The sequence below is a fragment of the Nitrobacter sp. CN101 genome (assembly GCF_055390255.1).
On the sequence record NZ_AP038833.1, the window covers coordinates 3,891,343 to 3,913,677 of the forward strand.

The 22,335-nt window shown below is 56.0% G+C and carries 25 protein-coding genes; 14 read left to right on the forward strand and 11 right to left on the reverse strand.

What is annotated here, in order from left to right:
- Positions 1–95: 95 nt before the first annotated feature.
- Entirely contained in the window at positions 96–413 is a 318-nt protein-coding gene (locus ACZ5IL_RS19410) for a co-chaperone GroES (protein WP_011509709.1), read from the reverse strand.
- 336 nt (positions 414–749) lie between these two features.
- Here ACZ5IL_RS19410 and ACZ5IL_RS19415 point away from each other — a divergent pair, with 336 nt between their 5' ends.
- Together ACZ5IL_RS19415 and ACZ5IL_RS19420 are read left to right on the forward strand one after the other, a co-directional pair.
- Positions 750–911, forward strand: coding sequence for a hypothetical protein (locus tag ACZ5IL_RS19415; protein WP_464594049.1), 162 nt, complete (start codon positions 750–752; stop codon positions 909–911).
- A 115-nt stretch (positions 912–1,026) separates the two neighbouring features.
- The gene (locus ACZ5IL_RS19420; RefSeq protein ID WP_079445952.1) at positions 1,027–1,239 is read left to right on the forward strand and encodes a hypothetical protein; all 213 of its coding nucleotides are present in this window, start codon (positions 1,027–1,029) and stop codon (positions 1,237–1,239) included.
- 674 nt (positions 1,240–1,913) lie between these two features.
- On the opposite strand, the gene ACZ5IL_RS19425 is transcribed toward ACZ5IL_RS19420, so the two are convergent.
- On the reverse strand, positions 1,914–2,102 hold the full coding sequence (locus ACZ5IL_RS19425) for a DUF2934 domain-containing protein (protein WP_464594051.1): 189 nt from the start codon (positions 2,100–2,102) through the stop codon (positions 1,914–1,916).
- Positions 2,103–4,560: 2,458 nt separating this feature from the next.
- Here ACZ5IL_RS19425 and ACZ5IL_RS19430 point away from each other — a divergent pair.
- The 3 genes from ACZ5IL_RS19430 (at position 4,561) to ACZ5IL_RS19440 (ending at position 7,663) form a co-directional block, all read left to right on the forward strand.
- Positions 4,561–4,845 (forward strand): hypothetical protein, encoded by a 285-nt coding sequence (locus ACZ5IL_RS19430; protein WP_464594053.1) that lies wholly within the window; start codon positions 4,561–4,563, stop codon positions 4,843–4,845.
- A gap of 1,911 nt (positions 4,846–6,756) precedes the next feature.
- Entirely contained in the window at positions 6,757–6,885 is a 129-nt protein-coding gene (locus ACZ5IL_RS19435) for a hypothetical protein (RefSeq protein ID WP_309775064.1), read from the forward strand.
- Positions 6,886–7,348: 463 nt separating this feature from the next.
- The gene (locus ACZ5IL_RS19440; protein ID WP_079445955.1) at positions 7,349–7,663 is read left to right on the forward strand and encodes a hypothetical protein; all 315 of its coding nucleotides are present in this window, start codon (positions 7,349–7,351) and stop codon (positions 7,661–7,663) included.
- Between the two features lie 154 nt (positions 7,664–7,817).
- On the opposite strand, the gene ACZ5IL_RS19445 is transcribed toward ACZ5IL_RS19440, so the two are convergent.
- The 7 genes from ACZ5IL_RS19445 to ACZ5IL_RS19475 all read right to left on the reverse strand — a co-directional run bounded on the left by ACZ5IL_RS19445 (position 7,818) and on the right by ACZ5IL_RS19475 (position 11,883).
- Positions 7,818–8,030 carry a hypothetical protein gene (locus ACZ5IL_RS19445; protein WP_309775062.1) on the reverse strand — a complete coding sequence of 71 codons (213 nt, stop codon included), beginning with the start codon at positions 8,028–8,030 and terminating at the stop codon, positions 7,818–7,820.
- Between the two features lie 280 nt (positions 8,031–8,310).
- Positions 8,311–8,514: a hypothetical protein gene (locus ACZ5IL_RS19450; RefSeq protein ID WP_079445957.1), complete on the reverse strand. Its 204-nt coding sequence runs from the start codon at positions 8,512–8,514 to the stop codon at positions 8,311–8,313.
- Positions 8,515–9,347: 833 nt separating this feature from the next.
- Entirely contained in the window at positions 9,348–9,707 is a 360-nt protein-coding gene (locus ACZ5IL_RS19455; RefSeq protein WP_464594057.1) for a PRC-barrel domain-containing protein, read from the reverse strand.
- 385 nt (positions 9,708–10,092) lie between these two features.
- Positions 10,093–10,308 carry a GNAT family N-acetyltransferase gene (locus tag ACZ5IL_RS19460; RefSeq protein ID WP_464594059.1) on the reverse strand — a complete coding sequence of 72 codons (216 nt, stop codon included), beginning with the start codon at positions 10,306–10,308 and terminating at the stop codon, positions 10,093–10,095.
- Between the two features lie 157 nt (positions 10,309–10,465).
- A complete protein-coding gene (locus ACZ5IL_RS19465) occupies positions 10,466–10,918 on the reverse strand; it encodes a hypothetical protein (protein ID WP_464594061.1) in 453 nt (150 codons plus the stop codon).
- 270 nt (positions 10,919–11,188) lie between these two features.
- Positions 11,189–11,392: a hypothetical protein gene (locus tag ACZ5IL_RS19470; protein ID WP_079445962.1), complete on the reverse strand. Its 204-nt coding sequence runs from the start codon at positions 11,390–11,392 to the stop codon at positions 11,189–11,191.
- Positions 11,393–11,589: 197 nt separating this feature from the next.
- Entirely contained in the window at positions 11,590–11,883 is a 294-nt protein-coding gene (locus ACZ5IL_RS19475) for a hypothetical protein (RefSeq protein WP_464594063.1), read from the reverse strand.
- Between the two features lie 128 nt (positions 11,884–12,011).
- Here ACZ5IL_RS19475 and ACZ5IL_RS19480 point away from each other — a divergent pair, with 128 nt between their 5' ends.
- Positions 12,012–12,419, forward strand: a complete 408-nt coding sequence (locus ACZ5IL_RS19480; protein WP_464594065.1) for a DUF2231 domain-containing protein — start codon at positions 12,012–12,014, stop codon at positions 12,417–12,419.
- Positions 12,420–12,639: 220 nt separating this feature from the next.
- Complete coding sequence (locus tag ACZ5IL_RS19485; RefSeq protein WP_464594067.1) at positions 12,640–12,870, forward strand: hypothetical protein; 231 nt, start codon at positions 12,640–12,642, stop codon at positions 12,868–12,870.
- A gap of 203 nt (positions 12,871–13,073) precedes the next feature.
- Here the strand turns inward: ACZ5IL_RS19485 and ACZ5IL_RS19490 are convergent, their stop codons facing one another.
- Positions 13,074–13,322: a hypothetical protein gene (locus tag ACZ5IL_RS19490; RefSeq protein ID WP_464596985.1), complete on the reverse strand. Its 249-nt coding sequence runs from the start codon at positions 13,320–13,322 to the stop codon at positions 13,074–13,076.
- Between the two features lie 110 nt (positions 13,323–13,432).
- Positions 13,433–14,601 (reverse strand): IS3 family transposase gene (locus ACZ5IL_RS19495; RefSeq protein WP_464593814.1). Its coding sequence is split into 2 segments (ribosomal slippage): positions 13,433–14,337 and positions 14,337–14,601, totalling 1,170 coding nucleotides; the frame shifts between segments, so codons are not numbered across the junction.
- 825 nt (positions 14,602–15,426) lie between these two features.
- Between ACZ5IL_RS19495 and ACZ5IL_RS19500 the strand changes: the two genes are divergently transcribed.
- From ACZ5IL_RS19500 to terL, 7 genes are all read left to right on the forward strand, one after another.
- A complete protein-coding gene (locus ACZ5IL_RS19500) occupies positions 15,427–15,654 on the forward strand; it encodes a DUF3489 domain-containing protein (RefSeq protein ID WP_464594069.1) in 228 nt (75 codons plus the stop codon).
- 61 nt (positions 15,655–15,715) lie between these two features.
- Positions 15,716–16,171 carry a DUF2924 domain-containing protein gene (locus ACZ5IL_RS19505; protein ID WP_464594071.1) on the forward strand — a complete coding sequence of 152 codons (456 nt, stop codon included), beginning with the start codon at positions 15,716–15,718 and terminating at the stop codon, positions 16,169–16,171.
- A complete protein-coding gene (locus ACZ5IL_RS19510; RefSeq protein WP_464594073.1) occupies positions 16,168–17,826 on the forward strand; it encodes a recombinase family protein in 1,659 nt (552 codons plus the stop codon). Before ACZ5IL_RS19505 ends, ACZ5IL_RS19510 begins: the two co-directional genes overlap by 4 nt.
- A gap of 559 nt (positions 17,827–18,385) precedes the next feature.
- The gene (locus ACZ5IL_RS19515; RefSeq protein ID WP_464594075.1) at positions 18,386–18,784 is read left to right on the forward strand and encodes a hypothetical protein; all 399 of its coding nucleotides are present in this window, start codon (positions 18,386–18,388) and stop codon (positions 18,782–18,784) included.
- 110 nt (positions 18,785–18,894) lie between these two features.
- Complete coding sequence (locus ACZ5IL_RS19520) at positions 18,895–20,235, forward strand: site-specific DNA-methyltransferase (RefSeq protein WP_464594077.1); 1,341 nt, start codon at positions 18,895–18,897, stop codon at positions 20,233–20,235.
- Positions 20,228–20,728, forward strand: a complete 501-nt coding sequence (locus ACZ5IL_RS19525; RefSeq protein WP_464594079.1) for a DUF5681 domain-containing protein — start codon at positions 20,228–20,230, stop codon at positions 20,726–20,728. The genes ACZ5IL_RS19520 and ACZ5IL_RS19525 overlap by 8 nt, the downstream gene beginning before the upstream one ends.
- A gap of 358 nt (positions 20,729–21,086) precedes the next feature.
- Complete coding sequence (gene terL / locus ACZ5IL_RS19530; protein ID WP_464594081.1) at positions 21,087–22,163, forward strand: phage terminase large subunit; 1,077 nt, start codon at positions 21,087–21,089, stop codon at positions 22,161–22,163.
- Positions 22,164–22,335 lie beyond the last annotated feature (172 nt).

Sequence of the window (22,335 nt, forward strand, 5' to 3'; positions counted from 1 at the left end):
GGACGGTTTCTTGAGAAATGAGATTTGGATTGCGAGCCTTATCCTTCGAGGCGCCAGCTGCGCCGACTCCTCAGGATTAGGAAAAATGGCTGTGCCTACGCGGCCTTCTTCTTGGCGGCGGGCAGATCGGTGAGAACGCCCATGATGTCGCTTTCCTTCATGATCAGGAGATCCTGACCGTCGAGCTTGACCTCGGTGCCGGACCACTTGCCGAACAGCACGCGATCGCCGACCTTGAGATCGATCGGGATCAGATTGCCTGCCTCGTCACGGCCACCAGGCCCGACGGCAGTGATTTCGCCCTGCGAGGGCTTTTCCTTGACCGTATCCGGAATGATGATGCCGCCAGCGGTTTTGTCTTCGGCGTCGATACGCTTGACCACGACGCGATCGTGAAGCGGACGGAAGTTCATGCGATCCTACTTTGCTGTTGGGATTCTGGAATTGGCAGTCGTAATGAACGAGTGCTATCCGCTTCTGACATAAGCCCGGAACGCTAGCGCGCAAGATCTACGACCGCGATATTTCCGGCTTCCGGCGCCGACCGCATGCATGTGCCAGCGGGGACGGAGATCACATCGCCATTGCGAACCGGGCGCCATTGCACCTTATCGGCGATGGAGATGTCTTCGATCGAGGTACGCAACATCGCTGATGACGGCGGATTTCAAACCAACGGCAACCCGCGAGCCGGCTTCGAAAATATCAGGGCTGCCCTCTTACCGTTCGGCAGAAGGGCTGATGGGAGCATGAGGATAAGCGATGATGACGATGCCGAGAAGCAGATACAGGAGATACTCGCGCGCTTCAGCGACGGGCCCGAAAGCACCGACGTGAAGGTGCCGCAGGTCAAGGATACCCTGGAGGCATTCCTGGAAGCGCGTCCGGCAGGCGCGAGGAGCGGCAGCTGATCGTGCTCGACAAGCTCCCCTGATCGACGCTTCGTTCAAGGACTTTCGGAGCAGGCGGAGCTAGCTATGTGGGCGCGCGGTCACCATATCAGATAGGCCTCAGAGGACCATATAGATGGATGACATAGAAGTTCGGGTGACGGAAATCGTCGCGCAGTACGGCGACCTGACGCAGGGCTCGGAGTCGCGGGCAAACGAGTTCAAGAAGACTGTTCAGGACTTCATAGAACACGGCCCCGGCATGCCCGAACAGCGGCGCCAGGCATTGCTCAGGCATATGAAGGGCTGGGACCGCAAGTATAGAGACTTCCTGATTAGCCCGAACTGAACGTTAGGGTGGGAATAGCGAAGCTTGCGCGGCTCGAGGCGTGGTAGACGTCACATATGCCTTTGTTTGAAACAATGACGATTGCGCGTGTGCATTTTACCGATGTGGTAGAATTCATCTGCGCCATTGTTGGCGGAGACATACCGAATACGAGCCGTTCTGCGAATGCGGGGCAGCTTTAATTGTTTATGCGCCAATTCCGCCTTCCCAGGCCATCCGCTCCGTTCAACGGATGTAAACCACACAGCGCGTAAACTGATAGCGGCTCGTTGAAAACTGAATAGGGATAAGAACAATCAACATCAATGGAAGAAAACTACGGATCCGATCTCAGCGGTGCTCTCGAAGCGTTGCGTGACGGCCGCAAGATCCCTCGCAAGAGCTGGACCGCCTACCACTCACTCGGCCTTCAGACGCCGGACGAGCAATCAGCTAACACTATTCGCTACACAAGAAGATCTGCGCTCGCTGCAAGAGCGACAAGACATAAACCTGCTTAATAAGCGGCACCCGAAGAACGGCCGCCATCTAAGCATGTCCGATAACGACTTTGCTCGCTTTGCCGACGGTGCCACCACCGCTACCATTGGCTCAATGGCGTGCAGCAAAACATGCAACGGCAATCGGTGAGATTTATCGAGGATAGGTATCAGAGATAAAAGTGGGGCTCGTGGTCAATCTGAAGATTCGTGCGCATCGGGATTGGATCGTTCTTGCTTGCGCAGCTCCTCTTCGGCCTGATCATAGAACTCTTCGCCTTCAGGACTGCCGGCCTCTTCCCATAGTTGATTGGCGCGGAAGGTGATCTGGGCGTTGTGTGAGGCGTCTATGGGGCTTCCTGCTTTCTGCGACGGGCGGCGCACGGCCCCGCGGGACTCTTGGGGGCAAAAGGTGCGGGACCGTGCGGGATCCTAGGGGGATAGGGCCCTCGACTTGATATGTAGGTCCGTTCCCTTTTTGTTAGATGGTTCGCGCACTACCTGAAGCGCTTCATGCCGGCCAATACTCACTCAACTTGCAAATCCGGCACGCCGCTCGAATGTTTCGCCGAGCGCGAAGATAGAGAGGGAGTTGCGGCCGGAGCTAGGCGGCACATGCTGAGATTCTCGACTTGGCCATCGAGGACGTAACCGCTCGCGAATCGGAGAGAGCCGCGGCTACACCCAAGGCGGCCGAGCGCCGAGGCATTTTCCTGATTAGCGAAGCGTTTGCGGCGCTGCGCGCGCTCGTCGGGATAAAACTTTGAAAAATTCTGCCTAGCCGGTCTCTAAACACGGCTGCGAGTCCGTTTCTCTAAGACGTAAGTCTTTCAAGAGGGTTTGCGCGCGCCGTCCTCATTAGGTGCAAACCGTGGTCATCGCCGTTTGCCGTAGAAAAATAATATCGGCCAGATAAACGCGTAGGTACACGCGGAACGCACATAGTCTTTAAGCGATCGTGGGCCTGCGGATGATCTGCGAGAATATCTATCTTCCAAAACTAGTCCTATGACCGCGCCGATGGCGAGATAAACGGCGCCTAGAGTGATCCACAGCATCATATCACCCATCTTTCTTTCTGCTGGCGCCTCGGAGGCGCGGCCAGGGCCTCGGCATTCTCGGGATTGATGAGAAGGAGAGATTTCCCGAACCGTCCGACCCAAGAATGAGTCCCAATCGTAACCCGTCGGCTGAACCCATCCGTTCCTATTTATGGGCAGTGATGCTGACATCCTTGCCGCCGACGATGATGCAACGAAAGCGCGCCTGGCTCTTGATTGCGTTGGTGCCGCCGTGGTCGAATTGAATCGACGGCTAGCGGAGGCGCGAGCTACGGAGCGCATGGCTTTGGCCGCAAAGATTTTTTGGAGTTGCGTGAACTCGTCGACCTGCCAGATGATGCAACTATGGCATGGAACAAACATTGCATTGCAGACGGAACTGAAGGATTGCCTGTCGTTGACACGGTTGCAACGCCTTGAACTTCATAATCGCTGGATGGGCTTTCGTTCGCCAACGCGATCCGTCTCCTTCCTGTCGGCGGGTTCGAAGAGCACGCGATCGATTTTGAGGAAATTGCTCTGCATCACGCGGGTTACGGCTGACCGCTCGAATGGCGGACGTCACACCACGCGACCACAACACACCTGCGGACGCCAGCCGGATTGTATGGTCTCCAGTGGATGAGCGTGACGACTTACTGGATAACGCATCGCATCGACTTTGGTGCGGACTCTAGTTTCGGCGTTGTAAACTTCTACGCGAAGCATTGGAAATCTTACCAGTAGCTCAGCACCAGCCGCCTTAGCGACTTCCTCATCGGCAAAGTTAGCCTAAACCTGCGGTCGGGATGATATCCGCGCGTTGAGGGTTCCGAGGCCGAAGTTCCTCAGGCTGAGTTTCTTCCTGCTTATCTTTTAAGGGTTTCACGGCTGCCTATTTTGTTGGGTCAATTGTAAGCAAAAACAACCGCGACCGACAGGGGATCAGCCCGTCGAACCTTCAACTTCCTTACCGGACGCAATCCAATTCGGCGTTTCGTTCATTGGCTCATGTACCAAATGGCGATCCCGACAAAAATGGTGACGATCACGCCGACGCCGTAGCGCACCCACTTTGGTATCGAGTCCCACATCCAGCACCGCCGTTCATTTGCAGCGAATAACCCATACTTATCGATTTCCGCCGAAACGCGCCAGATGCAGCGCGTGTCTGCAAAGCTGACCGGCGACACCCCCCGTGCTCGCGCCGATTGATTGGGTGGCTCGGCGGCTGGAGCGGCAAGTAACCGGCCTGTCGCGGACAGCGGGAGCGTATGGTGGAGAAAGCGAGGGAGGGCGGCGCAATGGGAACATGGCGCCGCAGCAATTAGGCGAACTTGGCCGGCGTTTTAACCGAGCAAGTTCGCCCACAAACATCATAGTTGCGGCCCCGACGCCAGGCATCGAACGCGGGCGCGGCTATTGCCGTGCAGGACTTTCCTGTGATCGCGCCGCAAGCGGTTTGCAAGAACGAAATTTCTTATTATCGCGCAACTCCCATTGCGATCACGCGCTCATACCCCTACTTTCCTAAAGAGCGTCCAGAAATTTAGTCCTTACAGAAGTCAACCCCCACAGTTCACGACAATGTGGGTGTGTGTGGGAGGTTGTTATGTCGCTTCAGACACCATCCCGCGTCCGGGACTGGCTTGTTCCGCCGATTGTTATTCCTCTGTTCCTTGGCCTCGTCATTCTGGGCTCTGTCATTTGGCGTTGGTAATTTTAGATCGAATGTCGTGATCGAGATCTGCGCGGTTATCTCCGTCGGAGCTTCGAGGGACAACGTGACCGGAGAGCGTTTTATGACCGTCAGATCCCGTAGAGACTCCGTCGTTTTCAAACATAGCTTCTGCATCGAAGGCATCGATCGGCCGTTTCCGCCCGGTACCTACGAGGTTGTAACCGACGAGGAGGAAATCCAAGGTTTGTCGTTCCTCGCGTTCCGCCGGATAGCGACGTCCTTCAGAGCGACCGATTCGCGCAGAGCGCGTTTAACGACCGAGGCGTTCGATATTGATCCAGATGATCTGAAAGAAGCCTTGCGAATAGACGCTGTAGTCGAGCTAGGCGATGGCTTGTCCGGCTAACCGGACGGTCCTAAACGGCTGAGAATTTACCGGAGTTGTTTGATCATGAATCCCGATAATGAAGTTCGCCCAGGCGGTGTGCCCCCAGTCAGGAACGCGCCAGATATCGAGAGGCTGTTAACGGTCCATGATTTGGTGGCGGAGCTGAGCCAGTGGAATGGTGATGACCAAGTGGTGTTCCGATCGACCTCAGATGGCAGCGCGCTGCGGTTCTATTGTTTTCGATCACCCGAGGCCGGAATCCTTGAGATAAATCTCAGGGGTTACCATTAGATGCGATAGCGGTTCGCTGTACGCTTGATCGCCTAATAACGGATGGAGGACGCTTTTGGGCGATAAGGTTCGTACATTCGTAGACCTTTGGATTCAGTCTCACATCCGCGCCGAGGGCTATTAGGCGAAAGGGGACACCAGGCTCACTAAGGCGCTTGCTCGCAAGTGCGTTGAGATGGCTCAAACGGAGGGCATATCAGCTAGCGATATCGACGCTGAATTCGGTGATATCATCGAGCACGTTCACTGGCAGATCAAACGCGTAAACGACGATTTGGCCATGAGCGTAAGGGATATCGATATAGCAAGTATCCGACGTATCGATCAACAGCTGGAAGAAGGGTGATCGACTCCTTTCCGGCGTCAGATCCCGTAAGTGTTACGCAGCCTAGCAAGTCCAGATTCGAAGCTCGCTAACCGCAAACTCTCTCGAAGGCTCGGCGCAGTGCATTTATCAGCTGAAGGGTGTTCAATGACTTCTTTGCGCAAAACTATCCTGGCATTAACTGCCGGAACCGGCGCTGTAGTCCTTACGTTCTTGACCGCTTCGGCGGGGATCGTTTGCTCCGAAAACGTGTGCTGGCACATACCGGATCAGTACAGCTACCCGCCGGACGCGAGGGTCGTCATTCACGACGATAGTTGGCGCGCCGACCCGCATGTCGTCTTCCGCGAACATGAGGGGCGAGGTAATTGGAGGGGCGACGAATGGGTGACTTGGTAACAAGTCTGCGACAGCCGTGAGAAATGGCCCACGCTTGGTGAGCGAGCTCCGAGTTAAAAGGGCTGATAGATCGCTAGCGCTTCGCCGAACGCTTTCAACACCACCGCGTCGGAGAATTCACCGACGGACGGATCTCCGGTGCGACTACCGAAGTCTTTCCAAATGGCCTGCGGGCGTAAATACGCTCCACATCCGCCTTATGATCTGAGATCCCACGCCACGTTCTGCGCGTCAGTTGCTTACGCTGTCAGCGCATCGTGGAAATCCGTGCCGAAGCGCCCTCGTGTAAGTCCGCGCTGGCTGGCAACATAATTGAACATTATCAGCCGCGCGATGAGGCCCTGTTTGTATCGGTAACTGCGTTTTTTGGGGCAGCCCTGCCGTTGTTCCACTTTAAACTCTCGAACCGGAGGCAAGCTGGCTGCCCAAACCGTTGCAACGTCCTCGGAACGGGAGACGTTGCTCGAGGCTGTAAAATTCGGTTGCGTTCCGCCGGATGATATCCAGGTGACCGAACTGATGACTAAGTAGCAATGACCGTCGCTTGGATGATGTCATCATATGTCGGACTGATGCCTAGTCTTCGTCAATTTGCTATCAGCTTTGTTGCCCGCCCTTTCAGCAAGACGCGGGCAGCTATCTGCCTTTTCGCGAATAAGCTTGATCTTGGGCCATCGTAGACAACGCGCATCCGGCCGGATCGTCGGCTCCCCAGCGTGACACTTGCCTGGCGGCTGTCGTTCAGCTGCAAAGACTCTTGTCTCAATGCCTTTGTGATCGCGGGGCAAAGCAGTTTTGCTTTCGAACTATATTTCCTTGTTGTCGCATGCGCCCATTGTGATCAGCGGTATAGGCCCCACTTCCAACGAGCGCCCAGAAAATTATTTTAGGTTCGTTCCCGAAAAGGAAACACCATGTCCAATACACCGATCACTCCCACTGAACATCCGGGTGAGGCCAAGCCGGTCGCTCAGGACAACACGCGCGATACCAAACCTTTGCCAGAGGCTCCAAAGCAGAAATATCCTGTCATTGTTTGGTGAAAGGGAAGCCCGACGCGTGCCCGGGTTTCTTTTTCCGGCAAGTTGTCATGTCAATTCAGGTACGATTTTGCTTTCGAGACTTGCCCGTATCGCCGATGATTCCTTGGCTTTGTGGCTCCGCCATTTGCGTTGATAAATGATCAATGCGACGATTGGAGATCGATCTGAGCAAGTTATGTCGGTGCTTCGAGCGTAAACATGGCTCACGCATCGCTTGTCCGATTTCTACGGACATCGGTAAGCAACGCTCACGCTTCTGTTCTGGCGATCACATAATCCCGCATCATGAAGGTGATACAAACTTCACTCATCCTTAGCAGATAGTAACGCAATCATGATCCATGATTGCATCAAAGTGCCGCGTTCACGCCACCGCGAAAACAAACGGACGTAAGACACTTCCGGTCGCGCCGCCCCGAGCGCTGAGATTGATCCGTCCATCGACGACGAAAAGAGAGTTTCTATGAGTAAGACATCACTGCACGAACAAGTCGCCAACGCGCTCGTTCACAACGCCGTCAACGACGGCTTTCAAATCTCCATCAACAGTGGGGAGAAGACGATCGTCAACCGATCACGCAATAGCGCAGAGATCATCAAAGCGATGTTTCATGCCGATATGGACACGCTCACGCTTAACGTCGAAGAACAGCGCGTTGGCATCATCACTCTAATGTACGACAACGAAGAAAACGGACTCGATGTGATCGGCGATCACACTGATATCCCCCACATAAACCGTCTCGTCGAGTACACCATGAAGGAGTTCGAGCGGTGAACTTGAGGCTTCTACCAATGAATCTTGAACTGAGGATAGATGAAGTAGCGTCGCCGGCGATCAAGCGCGCCGCGCGGCGTTGTGCGTTATTAGAGAATGCTTCCCGCTTTCACGGGCCTCAAGGAGAGGGAGGCTTCTTCATATTGTAGGAAGCCTAATCGGACGCTTGGTGACTAGGGCGATCCGGCACCAAAGACGACTGGAGATCATCTTCCGCGATTGTCTGCGCGGACCCACTCTCCATCACATCAAGTTCGCGCCTCTTCTCCTGCATCGTAGCCATTTCCAGAAAAATCTTCTGCTGTTGGGCGGTGATTTGGACAAGTGAACGAGAGAGAAGCGACTTTCTGGCCTGATCAATTGACATGAGAGAACCTCATAAACAGCCGCAAAACCCAAACGGTAATGGCGAACAGCCCCGCTTCGGCGGGATTTCCATCAGAGAGGCCGCCCACTGAGGCGGCCTCTCTGTATTTTGGCTCGTTGGTCATTTTGCTCTTGAATATCGAGAAGGCTTCGATCGTTTGACTTTTCCCAAAGCAGGTTCAGCGCTGCTGTAACTGCCCAATCAGATTTGGCCGTCAGACGTTCACGAAAACGACCTAGGCGTTTCGTGCTTGCCAAAACGTAGGCATGATATTTGCCCATTATCTCGGTGCCTGAAGGGCTGGGGACGACAGCCACTTGTCCATGTCGGACGCCATTTCAGCCTGTCGTGCCTCTCGGATCAGCCGCTCTCTTTCAACGCCTGGATGAGTACCCCTCGCCTCTTTACGCAGACGCTGAGCTTCGTCATTCAGGCGCTGATAGAGCGATTTTGGATTCGGTAGAAAGCGAGATCGAGTCTGCATGGCGTGAGTCCTTTTGTTTGCCGAAGGCGGGATCGCACCGCTATCAATCACCTATAAATGCGGAGGTCCGGGCGGCGAAGCGAGGTCGAGCGCTCAGAACGCCGCAAGCGTCACTCGTTATGCGATTTCGCGGCGAGATGGCCGAATCAGGGGGCGCGATGCGTTAGCCGGAGCTTCCGTCGTCCACCGGGTATTGCACTTAGTGCAGTGCCATTCGTTGGTGACGACATGGGGCGAATATTGCGAGCTCACGGGTGCTGTTACAGCATTCCCACAAGCGCAGGTATCAGTCCCTTCGGGGCGCGATCTTCGGATGGGTATCTCACGAGCGACGCGATTTGCCCATCTGCGCTCCGATCCTCTTTGAAGAATCGGATAGACCATGGCGTACATAGCTGGCTCCCTTTGTGGGGCGGGAGCACAGAAGCGTCTCTCTGTTGCCAGAGCCGGTTGGAAGCGTACTGGCAATAATAACTATATGGGCAGCCTCACCCATCATAACTAGAGCCGCACAACCGAAACCCAGAAAGAAAAGAAGGTCTCATGATTCGGTTTGGCCGGGCCTACTCGACAATCCTCGTTGCGAAGATGATTAGACCTTCAATCCGCTCGGGCAGCGTTTCTATAAGAAAAAGCCGCCCATTGGGCGGCCTTCTACGTAGGGAAAGCGGCGGCGCGGCTCTATCAGGTGCCGCCGCTGTATCCACCGTCTCGCTGGTCGTCAGTAGGCTCCATCTCGTGACGCGCTTCTGGTTCATGAGTGTCGTTTTGTCATCCCGTTATCCGGGTCGTGGGCCAGCGTTCTCGCGCAGCCAAGGCCGCGTCTCGCGACCTCAACCTGGACGGATCACTACCTCGTTATGGTAGCCATCGAGCTTTGCGTATCGAGCGTTCCAGTCAAAGACGGACTCCGTACCGTGCTTCGGGCCACCTTTCAGCCGACTCCCGCTGATGTCGGAACTGTATTCGCCAAGGTCGGAGTTATATCGCAGCGCCCTCCAGGGCACCGGGTAATGCTCTTTGCCCATCCCGAGGAAACCACCGAAACTGAGCACGGCGTAGGCTATTTCCCCACTGGTCTTGTCAATCATGACGCTTTCAACTGAACCAATTCTCTTGTTCCCTGCCCCATAGACAGCTTTGCCAGACTCTCTATCGCTGATCAGGTGATCGATCGTTTCTTTGGTTGTCATGTACTTCTCCTAGGTTACTGAGAGAAGGGACTGACGAGGGAAACGTTCCTAGGGCGCGCGATCTACTTTGGACAGTCAACTTGCGCCGGTTTGGCTAATTGACTGCGCTGTCATTTCGGTAGACGGCGTGGATGGCGATGTTAGAGGCGAATACAACGCCAGCGATCACGCGCCGACCTGGATCAAGCTTGGTCGGTAGAGCGCGTCCTAGCGTATGCCCCTGTTCGGAGCGCTTGACGTTTTGGGTGTCGCTGCGGCGAAGATGAGTGATATCGTCGCAAAGCTGAAAGCGAACACTGACTGAACCGAAATTCTTCGCGACGTGATCGCTGAGAATCAATGCTGAATAGATTCGCCTTGCGCGCCGTGCTACATCCCTCGTTTGTTACACCGCGATCTCATGCGGAGCGGTAGCTGATAAGGACGGATTGAAGCCCAAAGCTTCATAGGACATCGCGCCGCCTTTCGTATCTGTGAAAAGCCGAACGGAGCGAAAAGAACGGCGCACGTAGTTCAGAAGATAACGCATGAGGGTGGTGGCGACACCCTGACGACCTGCGCGCTTCAGAACGTAGACATGACGAATGCGGCCCGTACACACTTCGGTGATATAGGGATCTCATCCCCCCACGGCTATCAGGCATGATCCTTGAAAACTCCCAAGGAAGATTTCGCCTAGGCAGTCGAAGCGGTTACTTCCCTTCTCCCAGCCGTTCCACAGCTTTTACAATTTCTGGTTTCCGCTGATCGGTTTGGTGTCAGGGATGTGCCCAAGGCAATTGAGTCAGGCGTTTGTCCCAATACTCCCATGAAAAGTTTGCATCTTCGAGGGCCGCGAAGAACACATTATCGGCGGGGCTAAAGCTCCTCTGGCATTCTTCAAGGTTATGTCTGCGGACAAAGCTCAGAAAGCGAAAGCTCCATCGGTCGCTAATAATGCCATCGGCTATAAGTTTCGCCCGAATTCGATCATGCCACTGATTCTCTCGTTGTTTCAATTTGCGGATTAGGTTTGATGGGTCAGCGGCCGTCGTTACCTCAACGATTATGACTTCAGGCACTCCAGGCTTCTCGAAACTGAGGGCGACGAAATCAGGACAAGACCACTCCGAATGTTCCTCGTCCCCAGGAACGGAATACTGAGGAGCGATGAACACCTTTCCACCGCGCGTCAGGTATGTCGCAATCAACTGTTCGGCTAGGGCTTCCATCCAGCAATTCTCCGTTCGTCATATCTGCCCATAATCGCCCTACACCTTTGATCGGTATGTTTGGTAGGACGCGGCGTGTAGTGGGCACCAAGACGCCGCCGTTCGATTGGGTCTAGGGCCTGTTCGAGGAGGGTGCCGAAGATAGAGGGGTCTACCTCGCGCCAATTGTGGGAAGCGGCCTACCTTGTCGACTCTCCTTCGTTTGCCTGCCGGGCGAATGCACGGGCAGAGGCAAAGTTCAAAAGGCCATTCGCGGCGCGTCGCCCGAGCTCATCTCTGCGGCTGAGAGTGCGGTGCGATAGGAGCCGGCGGACTCTCGGCGGACTTATCGCGCGTGTTGCGCCCGGGCACGATGAAAAGGATACCGAACAGCACTAGGACGACTGCGCCCGCGATAGCCCAGACGGTGGTGCGGCTGAAGCGCCGTGTATTGCTCATCTTCCTGAAAGGGTCGTTGTTATCCGGGAATGCCATGGCTGCGATCCCTGCATGTTTGGAAACAACAGCCGCCGGGCCGCGGCCGTTCCTATGCGGCCGCGCACGGACGCGTGATAACATCAGGAGGAGCCGGAGGGTTCGCCGCCCGTCCAACTTTGAGTGCGGGCAACGGGTACACGAGTCTGTGCGCCGTGCAATTCGGCATGACTTGATAGCCTAGTCGGCGTGGCGTTCTACTCGATCACCGCGCTCGCGGCGGCAATCACCTCATTCACCACCAACCTGTCCGGCACGCCGGCGATCGGAAGACGACAAATGAGCTTGAGACGCTTCTGGTCCTGCTCGCCATCAGTCTCGCTGCGGCCGGCCTGTACTGCGCGCTGGTCGCCGTCGGCTATTGGGAGACGGTCGCCAACGTGCTCCTCATCGCCGGCGCCTTCTACGCGTTCGTTATCCAGCGGTTTGAAAGCATGTCCTAGAAGCCCGCATTGGCCTCTAAATGGCTCTATAACGAAAGAACCCCCCACTTGCGGGGGTTTCTGCGTTTCATGAGGAACGGGCGCACGCGCGGACTGTTGGCTGCATTAGATAAGGAGCTTTCCTAATGAGAAATCCACGTTCTACGGCGCAAGTAGCCGGGCACCCCATCCACCCGATGGTGATCGCGTTCCCCATCGCATGCTTCGTTCTGGCCTTCGCTTCCGATATCGCCTTCTACGCAACGTCGAACCAGTTCTGGGCAATGGCCTCGTTCTGGCTCCTCAGCGTCGGCCTCATCACGGCCGCGGTCGCCGCCGCGACGGGCCTTGTCGAAGTGTTCGGCGACAACCGGGTCCGTGACCTGTCGGACACGCGAGTGCACGCGGTGAGCAACGGCATTGCGCTGCTGATCGCGCTTTATAACTGGTACTCGAGATTCGAGCACGGCAGCTCCGCCGTAGTGCCGACCGGCATGGTCCTCTCGGGGATAGTCGTCCTTGTGCTGATGTTTGCCGGCTGGAAGGGCGGCGAAATGGTGTTCCGCCACCGCGTCGGCGTGGCCGATCACCGCGAACGCTACTGATACCCGGTTCATGAATGTTCTTCTGCGCCCCGTCCTCGAGAGAGCGGGGCGCAGATGCCAGACCGAAGCCGCACCTGCTCTTCACTATACCGGCACCGCAGCACAAATTGAGTCGCTTATGCCGCTTCGATAGGCGCAAAATGAGTTATCACCGCCCGGCCCCTGGCATTCATCGGTGACTGAGAGTGTTGCGCTCCCGCCTGATTCAAGGGAGCGGTACATGCCGGATTATCGACTTTATTTCCTGGGACTGGACGGCCACTTTCGGAAGGCCGAACCTATCCTCGCGGCTAACGATATCGACGCGATGAAGGCAGCCAGAGAGTTTACTGACGGCTCAGAGCTGGAACTTTGGGAAGGCAACCGGAAGATTGTGGCCTTCGGCTCGGATCGGCCTCAGATCGTCAGCCCGCTTTCACCCTCTTCTTTAAAGCGACCTTCATGCGAGTAGACGCCTCAGTGGGCGGCTTTCGATAATTTGCGGTCGGCGGGCGACTCCCGCCGACCTTTCCTGATCTGTAGGAAATAACCCAGTCAGTCGCGGTTGGCCCGTACCACCGAGCTGACCGTGGCTTAGAGCGCGAACCGCCGCACCACAGTAGGTGAAATCTCATGGAATTATGATCGTTCCGAATTAATTGCAGATGGAGCGATTCATGTTGTCGGCGTTGGCATGGGATCGGGCGCAACGACGACGTTAAGGAACCTGACGCCCAATCTACTGTCATGAACATGCTTGTCCGCAGCCTCTTTCAGGATCAGCTTCTCGAGCGTCAGGTCCGACACTGCCTTGCGCAGCCGGCCGTTCTCTTTCTCAAGCTCTTTCGAGCGCTTAACCCGATCGAACAGTCGGCCGGGATTGGGCTGGAAAACGCGCGGCAGTTGATCCTTGTGCGAACTCATCAAGGCATCCTCCATCAGTCGCGCCCGAGCGGATAGAACCGAGTTGCGATTGCGTGGCCGTCGGTTTCGACCATATTGGCCTGCCCCTATGAGGTGGTCCGGTTTCAGTCTTAATGCATAATCGGCTTTTCGGCCATTGCTTGCGCTGCTGGCGGAAGCGATCCGGCTGGCTTTGAAGGCCAGGCGATGGCCTCTGGCGCCGGCGGTTTATATCCGAGCGATGAGTGTGGTCGCTCGGTGTTGTAGTAGCGCCGCCATGCCTCGATGATGACCTTGGCCTCGGCGAGGCTGTAGAAGATCTCACCGTTGAGCAGTTCGTCGCGAAGCTTCGAGTTGAAGCTCTCGCAGTAGCCGTTCTCCCAAGGGCTTCCGGGCTCGATGAACGCGGTCTTGGCGCCGACAGCTGCAATCCACTCTCGCACTGCCTTGGCGATGAACTCCGGCCCGTTATCAGAACGAACGTGGCCGGGCACGCCGCGTAGGATGAACAGGTCCGACAAGACGTCGATGACGTCGGTCGAGTTGAGCTTGCGATCAATCCGGATCGCCAGACATTCTCTGGTGAACTCGTCGATGATGTTGAGCATGCGGAACTTCCTGCCATTGTGGGTCCGGCCCTCGACGAAGTCATAGGACCAAACATGGTTTGGATGCTCGGGCCGAAGCCGGACGCACGATCCGTCATTCAGCCAGAGTCTGCCTCTCTTCGGTTGTTTCTGAGGAACCTTCAGCCCCTCCCGCCGCCAGATACGCTCGACACGCTTGGCATTCACCGTCCAACCCTCGGACCGCAGCATCGCCGTGATCCTGCGATAGCCATAGCGGCCGTAGCGTAAGGCCAGACTGATGATGTCGGTCGTCAATGCCTCTTCATCCGGTCGGCTTTGCGGCTTCTTGCGCTGGGTCGAGCGATGCTGGCCCAGAACCTTGCAGGCAAAGCGCTCCGAGACGGAGAACTTCACCATGACATGGTCGACGCAGCGGCGACGGCGGGAAGGGCTCAGAAGTTTCCCGAGGCAGCCTCTTTCAGGATCAGCTTCTCGAGCGTCAGGTCCGACACTGCCTTGCGCAGCCGGTCGTTCTCTTTCTCAAGCTCTTTCAAGCGCTTTACCTGATCGCCCTTCAGGCCACCAAACTCCTTGCGCCACCGGTAATACGTGAACTGCGTCACGCCGATCGAACGAACCGCTTCGCCAACCGATCTGCCTTGTGAAAGCAAAACATCGACCTGGCGCAGCTTCGCGACGATCTCTTCCGCCTTGTGCTTCTTCTGGGGCATTCCAATGTCCTCTCTAACGGCTAATAGCCTAATTCAGGGAGGACCACTTTTCAGGGGGCAGACCAGAACCGTGCCGTGATCAATATGTGCATCTTCTTTCATTGCTCATCCCTCCCTAAACGATAGCCGCGTGATTTATTCTGTTTCTGGTCCTTGCCAACGCCAAGACCATATTGGCATGCCTTCCAGCCCCTTTTTCTTTTGAGCGTCGGCATGAATCTCGCCCTGAGGCAGGACGAGTCAGCTTGTTGACATCGATCTGGTCCTGCACGGTTTGCGCCTTCTGCTCACGGGCGACTTCCAAGCCGCTACAGGCCCCTATCTGCCCATGCTCTGCCCAAACCGATTTTGTGGGCAGATTGATCTCTCGATCTGGCGTAAGTCGTTGATGTTGTAGCTCCCGAAGAGATTCAAACTCCTGACCCCGAGATTCGTAGTCTGATGCTCGCCGAGCACCGATCCGAGTAACGAGCAACAAGATTGCTCAGAAAGGACTGGCTTTGCTGCGGCAACGGAGCGTTAGTGTGGCTGTGAGCTAACAGGTTCGCAGGATCCTGCCCCGCCGGCCTTTGGCCACTGCGGGGCTGCGGCGGTGGGCGCGATGGGTGCCCCGCAACCACGGAGATCCTGATGACCAAAGCCAAAGCAAAGCGGCCTCCGGCGACCAGACCTGCTTCAAAATCAGCTACGACCGAGCTCGTTAAAGCCAGATACGTTAGCATGAAGAGAAAAAGGCTAGCGGTTTCGAAGGTCTTGCTGACGGCAGATTCATCTGCCTTGCCAGCGAAAGCATCAGGCGCTCGCGCTAATTCTAAGCAGGCTCGGGTGCTCGCTTTGCTGCAAGCGCCAGATGGCTGCACGATCGAAGCCATCGTCAAGACGACGGGTTGGCAGCCGCATTCGGTGCGCGGTTTCTTCGCGGGCGTCATCCGGAAGAAGCTCAAGCTGACGTTGATATCGGAGGCTGCTGAAGCTGGTCGGATCTACAAAGTCATCGGAAACGCCGCATCTGCCGCGTCGACCGGATCGAAGCTTGGCAAGGCCGCGGCCTGATGCCATGGCTCGCAGTTTAGTATCGCGAAAGCCTATCGGTCGAAGGCTGAAGAGCCTGTCAATGGAAGATGAGATTGCACATCTTCGCAGTCTCGATCTGATCGGCCTACAGTGCCGCTGGCAGAGTGTGATGGGGAGGCCAGCCCCGGAGCACCTGTCTAAATATCTGCTGTTCGGCATCCTCGCCTATCGCACCCAGGCCGATGCACTTGGGGGTCTCGATGCTGCGACGGTTCAACTTCTGAAGCGTGCGGCTACCGTGCAGTCTTTGAATGAGGTTTTGCCGCTCGTAGCGGCCCAGGATCAGCGCAAGCAAGCGATGGTGCTCGGCACTGTGCTAACGCGAGAATGGAACGGGCAACATTATCGGGTGATAGTCGTTGACGGCGGCTTCGCTTTCGAGGGAAAGACCTTCGACAGCCTGTCCAAGATTGCATTCGCCATCACCGGCACGAACTGGAATGGGCCCCGCTTCTTTGGTCTCCGTGCCGGAAACGGCACGGGGGTGCGAACATGAAGCCGGCCGACAACCGAGTCGTCCGGTGCGCGATCTATACACGGGTGTCCACCGACTCCGGCCTTGACCAGGAGTTCAACTCGCTGGATGCCCAGTATGATGCGTCCCAAGCTTATATCCGAAGTCAGGTGCATGCAGGCTGGTCGCTGGTCAAGGCGCGATATGATGATGGCGGCTTCTCTGGCGGATCGACCGATCGCCCTGCCCTACAGCGATTGCTGGCGGATGTCGCGGCCCGCCGGATCCACATCATCGTCGTTTATAAGGTGGACCGGTTGACCCGATCTCTGGCTGACTTCGCAAAGCTGGTCGAACTATTCGATGCCCATGGTGTGTCGTTTGTCTCGGTGACCCAGCAGTTCAATACCACCACATCAATGGGACGATTGACGCTGAACGTCCTTTTGTCCTTTGCGCAATTTGAGCGGGAGGTCACCTCGGAGCGTATCCGCGACAAGATCGCAGCCTCTAAACGCAAGGGGCTATGGGTCGGTGGCATGGTTCCGCTAGGCTATATCCTCAAGGAGGGTCAGCTTCACATTCAGGAGGAAGAGGCCAGTACCGTTCGTCTGATCTTTCAGCGCTATCTGGAACTCGGCAGCGTCAACCGCCTGGTCAAGGACCTCAAAGAACGAGGCTTTAAGTCCAAGGTCCGGCAGCTGGCGTCAGGCGGAACGCGAGGAGGTGTGCCGTTCACACAGGGACCGTTGTTTTACATGCTGCGGAACCGCTTCTATCTCGGCGAGGTCAAGTTTAAGGGAGAGATTCTGCCTGGGCCTCAGCCGGCCTTGCTCGACCGCACACTATTTGAGGCCGTTCAGCAAAGGCTGACCGAACAGTGGTCACATCGCACGACGACACGCATCCGAACCCGCGCGCTCCTTGCAGGGCTACTGTTTGATGACGCAGGCCATCGGATGATCTTGACCTACTCCAGTCGGGACCGCGTTCGACATCGCTACTACGTCTCTGCGCCTTGCATCCGGGGTCAAACAGATGAGCCGGTTGGCACTGTCACCCGTGTGCCTGCCTCAGAGCTCGAAGCCACGATCTCCAAGGCGGTCATCGCCAATACGGAGATAGATGAACCGCCTTCGAACGAAACGTTGTCTCGAGACACCCTTGAGCGGTTTGTCACCCGGATTGAGGTTCGTAAGAGCCAGTTGGCCCTTCATCTAAGGTCTGGCGAAAACGATCTTCAAAGAATTCAGAGCCACCACGATCCGGATCCGGCTGAATCTCACGCTGTCACCTCGCGCATCGTCGTCGTGCCCTGGAAAAAGCCATCGAGGCCCGCCCGGGAAATCTTGCTGCCGGCGAACACGCCTGAGCATCGCGCCCGGCCCATGAAGGCCGAACGCCGGTCGGCTCTCATCCGATCGATTGGCCGCGGCCGTCTCTGGCTTCAGGAGATCGTCGAGGGCCGAGACACGATCGAAAGCCTTGCCGCACGGCAACATTGCAGCATCCGACATATTAATATGACCATCTCGCTCGCCTTCCTTGCACCGACCCTGGTCACAGCAGCCGTTGAAGGACGTTTCCCGCGCGGAATCGGTGTTGCTGCGCTTCGCGATGCGCCAGCTGAATGGTCACAGCAGATGAGGCGCCTCGGCTTGGCACCGGCAGATGCTCCCGGTTCTGCCAGCCGATAACCGCGTCTCATTTCGTCCGTCAAAATTTCCAGGAACGGGAATTTATGCCGCAGAGACAGCGCCCCAAAATCAGCCCAGACGGGTCACGGAGACCGTGCCTCCGCAGATCAAAACGCGAAAAAGCCCGCTAACAGCGGTGCTTTTACGTAAGTCTCTGGAAATGCGTGAAATAACAGACTGGGTGGTGGCGGACGCAGTCGGATGCGAACCGGTCTCCCTGTTATTTGGGCTAAACAGGGCAATTTTCGGCAAAAAACAGGGAGACGTATAGCGACGATCGTGACTTGCGCCTGCCTCGTAGCGCTTTCTGTGATTTTTCTGAAAGAGGACATCAGGGAGTAACAGGGAGGCGGCCCCTTAGAAACACGATCGAAAAGACAAAAACACGGCCTTTTCTCAGCACGCTGCCCTTTTCATTCGCTCTAGTTTGTCTATAGATGTTTGATAGACAGGAGCGCTTTCCTTGCCTCATTCTGCAATTGCCGTTTTCACCAGCAAATCACTTGAGACGCTGCTCGCACATGGCGGTTCCGGCCCCTGGGTAGGTGCGGAGCAACGCGTGCAGCAGCAGGAATTTCTGGTCTGTGTCCGAAAGGAGAGGCCCGACGCGGAAAGCCACGGCGGGGCCTTTTTGGTCGGCAAGATCAGTGCTGTCCGTAAGCACGGCTTTGACCGACGAGGTCAACAGCGCTGGTTTTTCGCGATCAGCGAATTCGCCATTCCCAATGGTAGCGGCCGATGGGAGTGGCGTAATCCGGTCAGGTATACAACCCTCGAGGAACTCGGGATTGAGCTCAGGAAGCTCAAATTCAAGCCTGCGCCGCCGCCCACGCAGACTATACCGACGCCGGATGCCATTTCTAGCGTCAAGCCCTTAACGATAGCCGAGGCCAAGGCGGGGCTGGCCGCGAAATTTGGTGTGAGCACCGACGCAATAGACATCCACATCAAAGGATAATCGGGGGCGCGTTAAGCATTGCGGGCATTGGTATGCCACGCCTCATTGCCATGTTTATTAGATATCTATAGATATGCCTGACGAAGTACACGGCAATCGCAGGCATCGATATGAATAACCCACAGATCCAACACGTCGCGCCACACAGTTTGAGGCCGTATGCCGGAAATGCACGCACGCACTCAAAAAAGCAGATCAAACAGATCGCAGGATCGATCGAGCGCTTCGGCTTCATCAATCCTTTGATCGTTTGTGACGGCGTGGCGATCGCCGGGAATGGGCGATTGCAGGCTGCGCTGCAGCTAGGTCTCAAATCCATTCCGATCATCGTCGTGAAAAATTTGTCCGATGCTGATCTCCGGGCCTATGTGATTGCGGACAATCGGCTCGCGCAAAATGCGGGCTGGGACCCTGATGTTCTGGCGATCGAATTACAGGGCCTTCTTGACCTTGGCTTTGATGATTTAGAACTGACAGGATTTTCACTCGGCGAAATCGACGGTATTCTCAGCGACGCCGCAGAGAAGAGCCCTCTCGAGCCCGGCCCCGAAGACTCACTTCCGGAACATTTTGGAGCTGCCGTCTCGTGTCCAGGCGATTTGTGGATGCTCGGAGCACATCGTTTGATCTGCGGCGACGCTCAAAACGAGGCGGACTACCTCCGCGTATTGGCAGGAAAGCCGGCCGATCTCGTTCTGACAGATCCGCCCTATAACGTTCCTATCAAGGGCCACGTCTCCGGCTTAGGCAAGATACAGCATGCTGAATTTGCGATGGCTTCCGGCGAAATGTCGGAGAGCGAATTCACACGTTTCCTCGCGACATTTCTTGCTCACGCGAAAGCTCATTCCAAGGCCGCTGCAATTCTATTCGTCTTTATGGACTGGCGTCATTTGTTCGAACTGACCGTGGCGGGACGCGAGAATAATCTGAAGCTGAAGAATCTTATCGTTTGGGCCAAAGACAATGCCGGAATGGGAAGTTTCTATCGATCAAAACATGAACTCTGTTTTGCCTTCAAAAATGGCGAGGGTTCTCACGTCAATACCTTTGAGCTCGGCCAGCATGGTCGCTATCGGACGAATGTTTGGGAATACGCCGGCGTCAACACGTTTCGAGCGGGTCGTTCAGAAGATCTGGCGATGCATCCAACGGTTAAGCCAACGGCGATGATTGCAGATGCCATTCGCGACGTGACCAAACGGGGAGCCATAGTGCTCGATCCCTTTGCCGGCAGCGGAACGACGCTGATCGCGGCCGAAAAGACCGGACGCGCGGCGTGTGCCATCGAATATGATCCGCGCTTCTGTGATGTCATCATACGCCGTTGGCAGCAATACACCGGTAAAGCTGCGACGCTTGAGGGCGACGCAGGCACCTTCGAAGAAGTTGAAATGAAACGCGCCCACCCTGTCAGCTCCTCGACCTCCGAGGACAATGGCAATGGATGACGATCGCCAGCCTGAGTTCCTTCTCCCGGCCCCATCCTCTGATGACGCCACCGTTGGCCCTGGCCGCCCGCCGAAAGCAACACGCTGGAAAAAAGGAGGTCCCTCGCCTAATCCTAAAGGGCGTCCGCGAAAAGATTCCATGTTCGCAGACGTGAAGAGGCTTTTCGAAGATGCATTGAAGCAGAAGGTTACGCTGACGCGTAACAGCCGGCACGTGACGCTGACGAAGCTTGAGGTGGGCTTTGAGCAATTGGCAAACCAGTTTGCCAAGGGTGATCGCCACGCGCGGAGTGACGTTTTTACGTATTCTGAACAGCTGGGCATTGACCTTACCGGTAAGGCAGAGGCTCTCAAAGAGACGCTGGCACCAAACCACCAGGAAATCCTCGACGCCTATTTAGCCCGTCAACGATCGTCGGACGAACGGCTTAAAGGTGAGCGCGTGATTGCGCCGGTCGATTTGCTCGATAACGACGCGGATGAAGTGGGCTAGTATGAGCCATATATCAAATGCCCTTGATACGGCAGAAATCCCTCCCCAGCTTGTGCTGCGCGCTGCGCTCGCGCGCGATTTCTGTGCATTTATTGAGTTTAGCTTTGGCGTCCTTCGACCGGGCACGCCATTTCGACCCAACTGGCACATTGAGGCGATGGCTCACAAGCTGGCTCAGATCGCCTCTGGCGAGGTCAAACGGCTTATCGTCACCCTGCCTCCGCGCAATCTCAAATCAATCTGCGCGTCCGTTGCGCTGCCTGCTTGGTTTCTTGGTCATCATCCCTCCGAAAGGGTCGTCGCCGTTTCCTATTCTGATTCGCTCGCGAAAACCCACGCCAACGATTTCCGCAAGGTCGTGAGTGATCCGATCTATAAGGCCACGTTTCCGGCAATGAGGGTTTCACGCGATACCGATAGTGAGATCCATACCACGCTACGCGGGCGGCGCTACGCCACCTCGATCGAAGGAACATTGACAGGGCGCGGCGGTAACCTTGTCATCATCGATGATCCACTCAAACCCAACGATGCCCATTCGGAAGCAGCGCGCACTCGGAGTATAGAATGGTATCGCTCGACGTTGGTGACGCGACCCGACGACAAGATGGCGGCCCGCATTGTCGTTGTCATGCAACGCGTTCACGAAGATGACTTGGTTGGCTATCTGTTGGAACAGGGCGGATTTGAAGTCTTAAATCTTCCAGCGATCGCGCAGTCGGATGCCTCCTATGAACTTGGCGCGGGTGGTATTTACAGGCGCCAGAAGGGTGAATTGCTTCATCCATCCCATGAACCGGCCGAGGTGCTGCGCGATCTCAAGAAAAACATGGGATCCTATGCATTTTCTGCACAATACCAGCAGTCTCCTATTCCACCCGGTGGCCGGATCATCAAGAAAAGATGGTTCAAGCGATACGGTCAATTGAGTCATGAACCGCGCGATCGTATTCTGATTAGCTGGGACATCGCGCTGAGCGAAACTGAGGCCGGAGACTTTTCGGTAGGAGTCGTGCTGCTCTGCCGCGCGGAAACGTTTTATGTCCTCGATGTTGTTCGAGGCAAATTTCCCTTCGATCAACTCAAGCGCAAAATTATAGAACAAAAACAAATCTATCATCGCTCAACACTAATTATTGAGGAATCTCCAATCAGCCATGGCCTCATTCAATCAATACAGGAATCGCGCATCAATGTGGTCACGTTCCGGCCCGACAGAGACAAACGGGCTCGGGTGATTTCACAGAGCGATCTGTTCGAAGGCGGATCTGTCTTTTTTCCGGTTGCAGCGCCGTGGCTCGAGGACTTCGAAAATGAACTTCTTGCCTTTCCTGGCCGGCATGACGACCAAGTTGACGCGCTGATTCAGGGCATCGCTTGGCAGCGCGAAGGGTTTGGCATCGTGGGATCAGCAAGAGCCATCGGTCATTATTAGAATGACGGCGATCTCGCGCTAGGGACATCATCGAGACGGCTGCGCGCAACTGGTGTTCACCGATCCGCCCTAGAATGTTTCGTTTGGGCAGCGTTCAGCACCGGGAATTTGCAGCGGCATCGGGCGAGATGTCACCATCGGAATTCACGCGAAGTTGACGCGTGGATGCGCG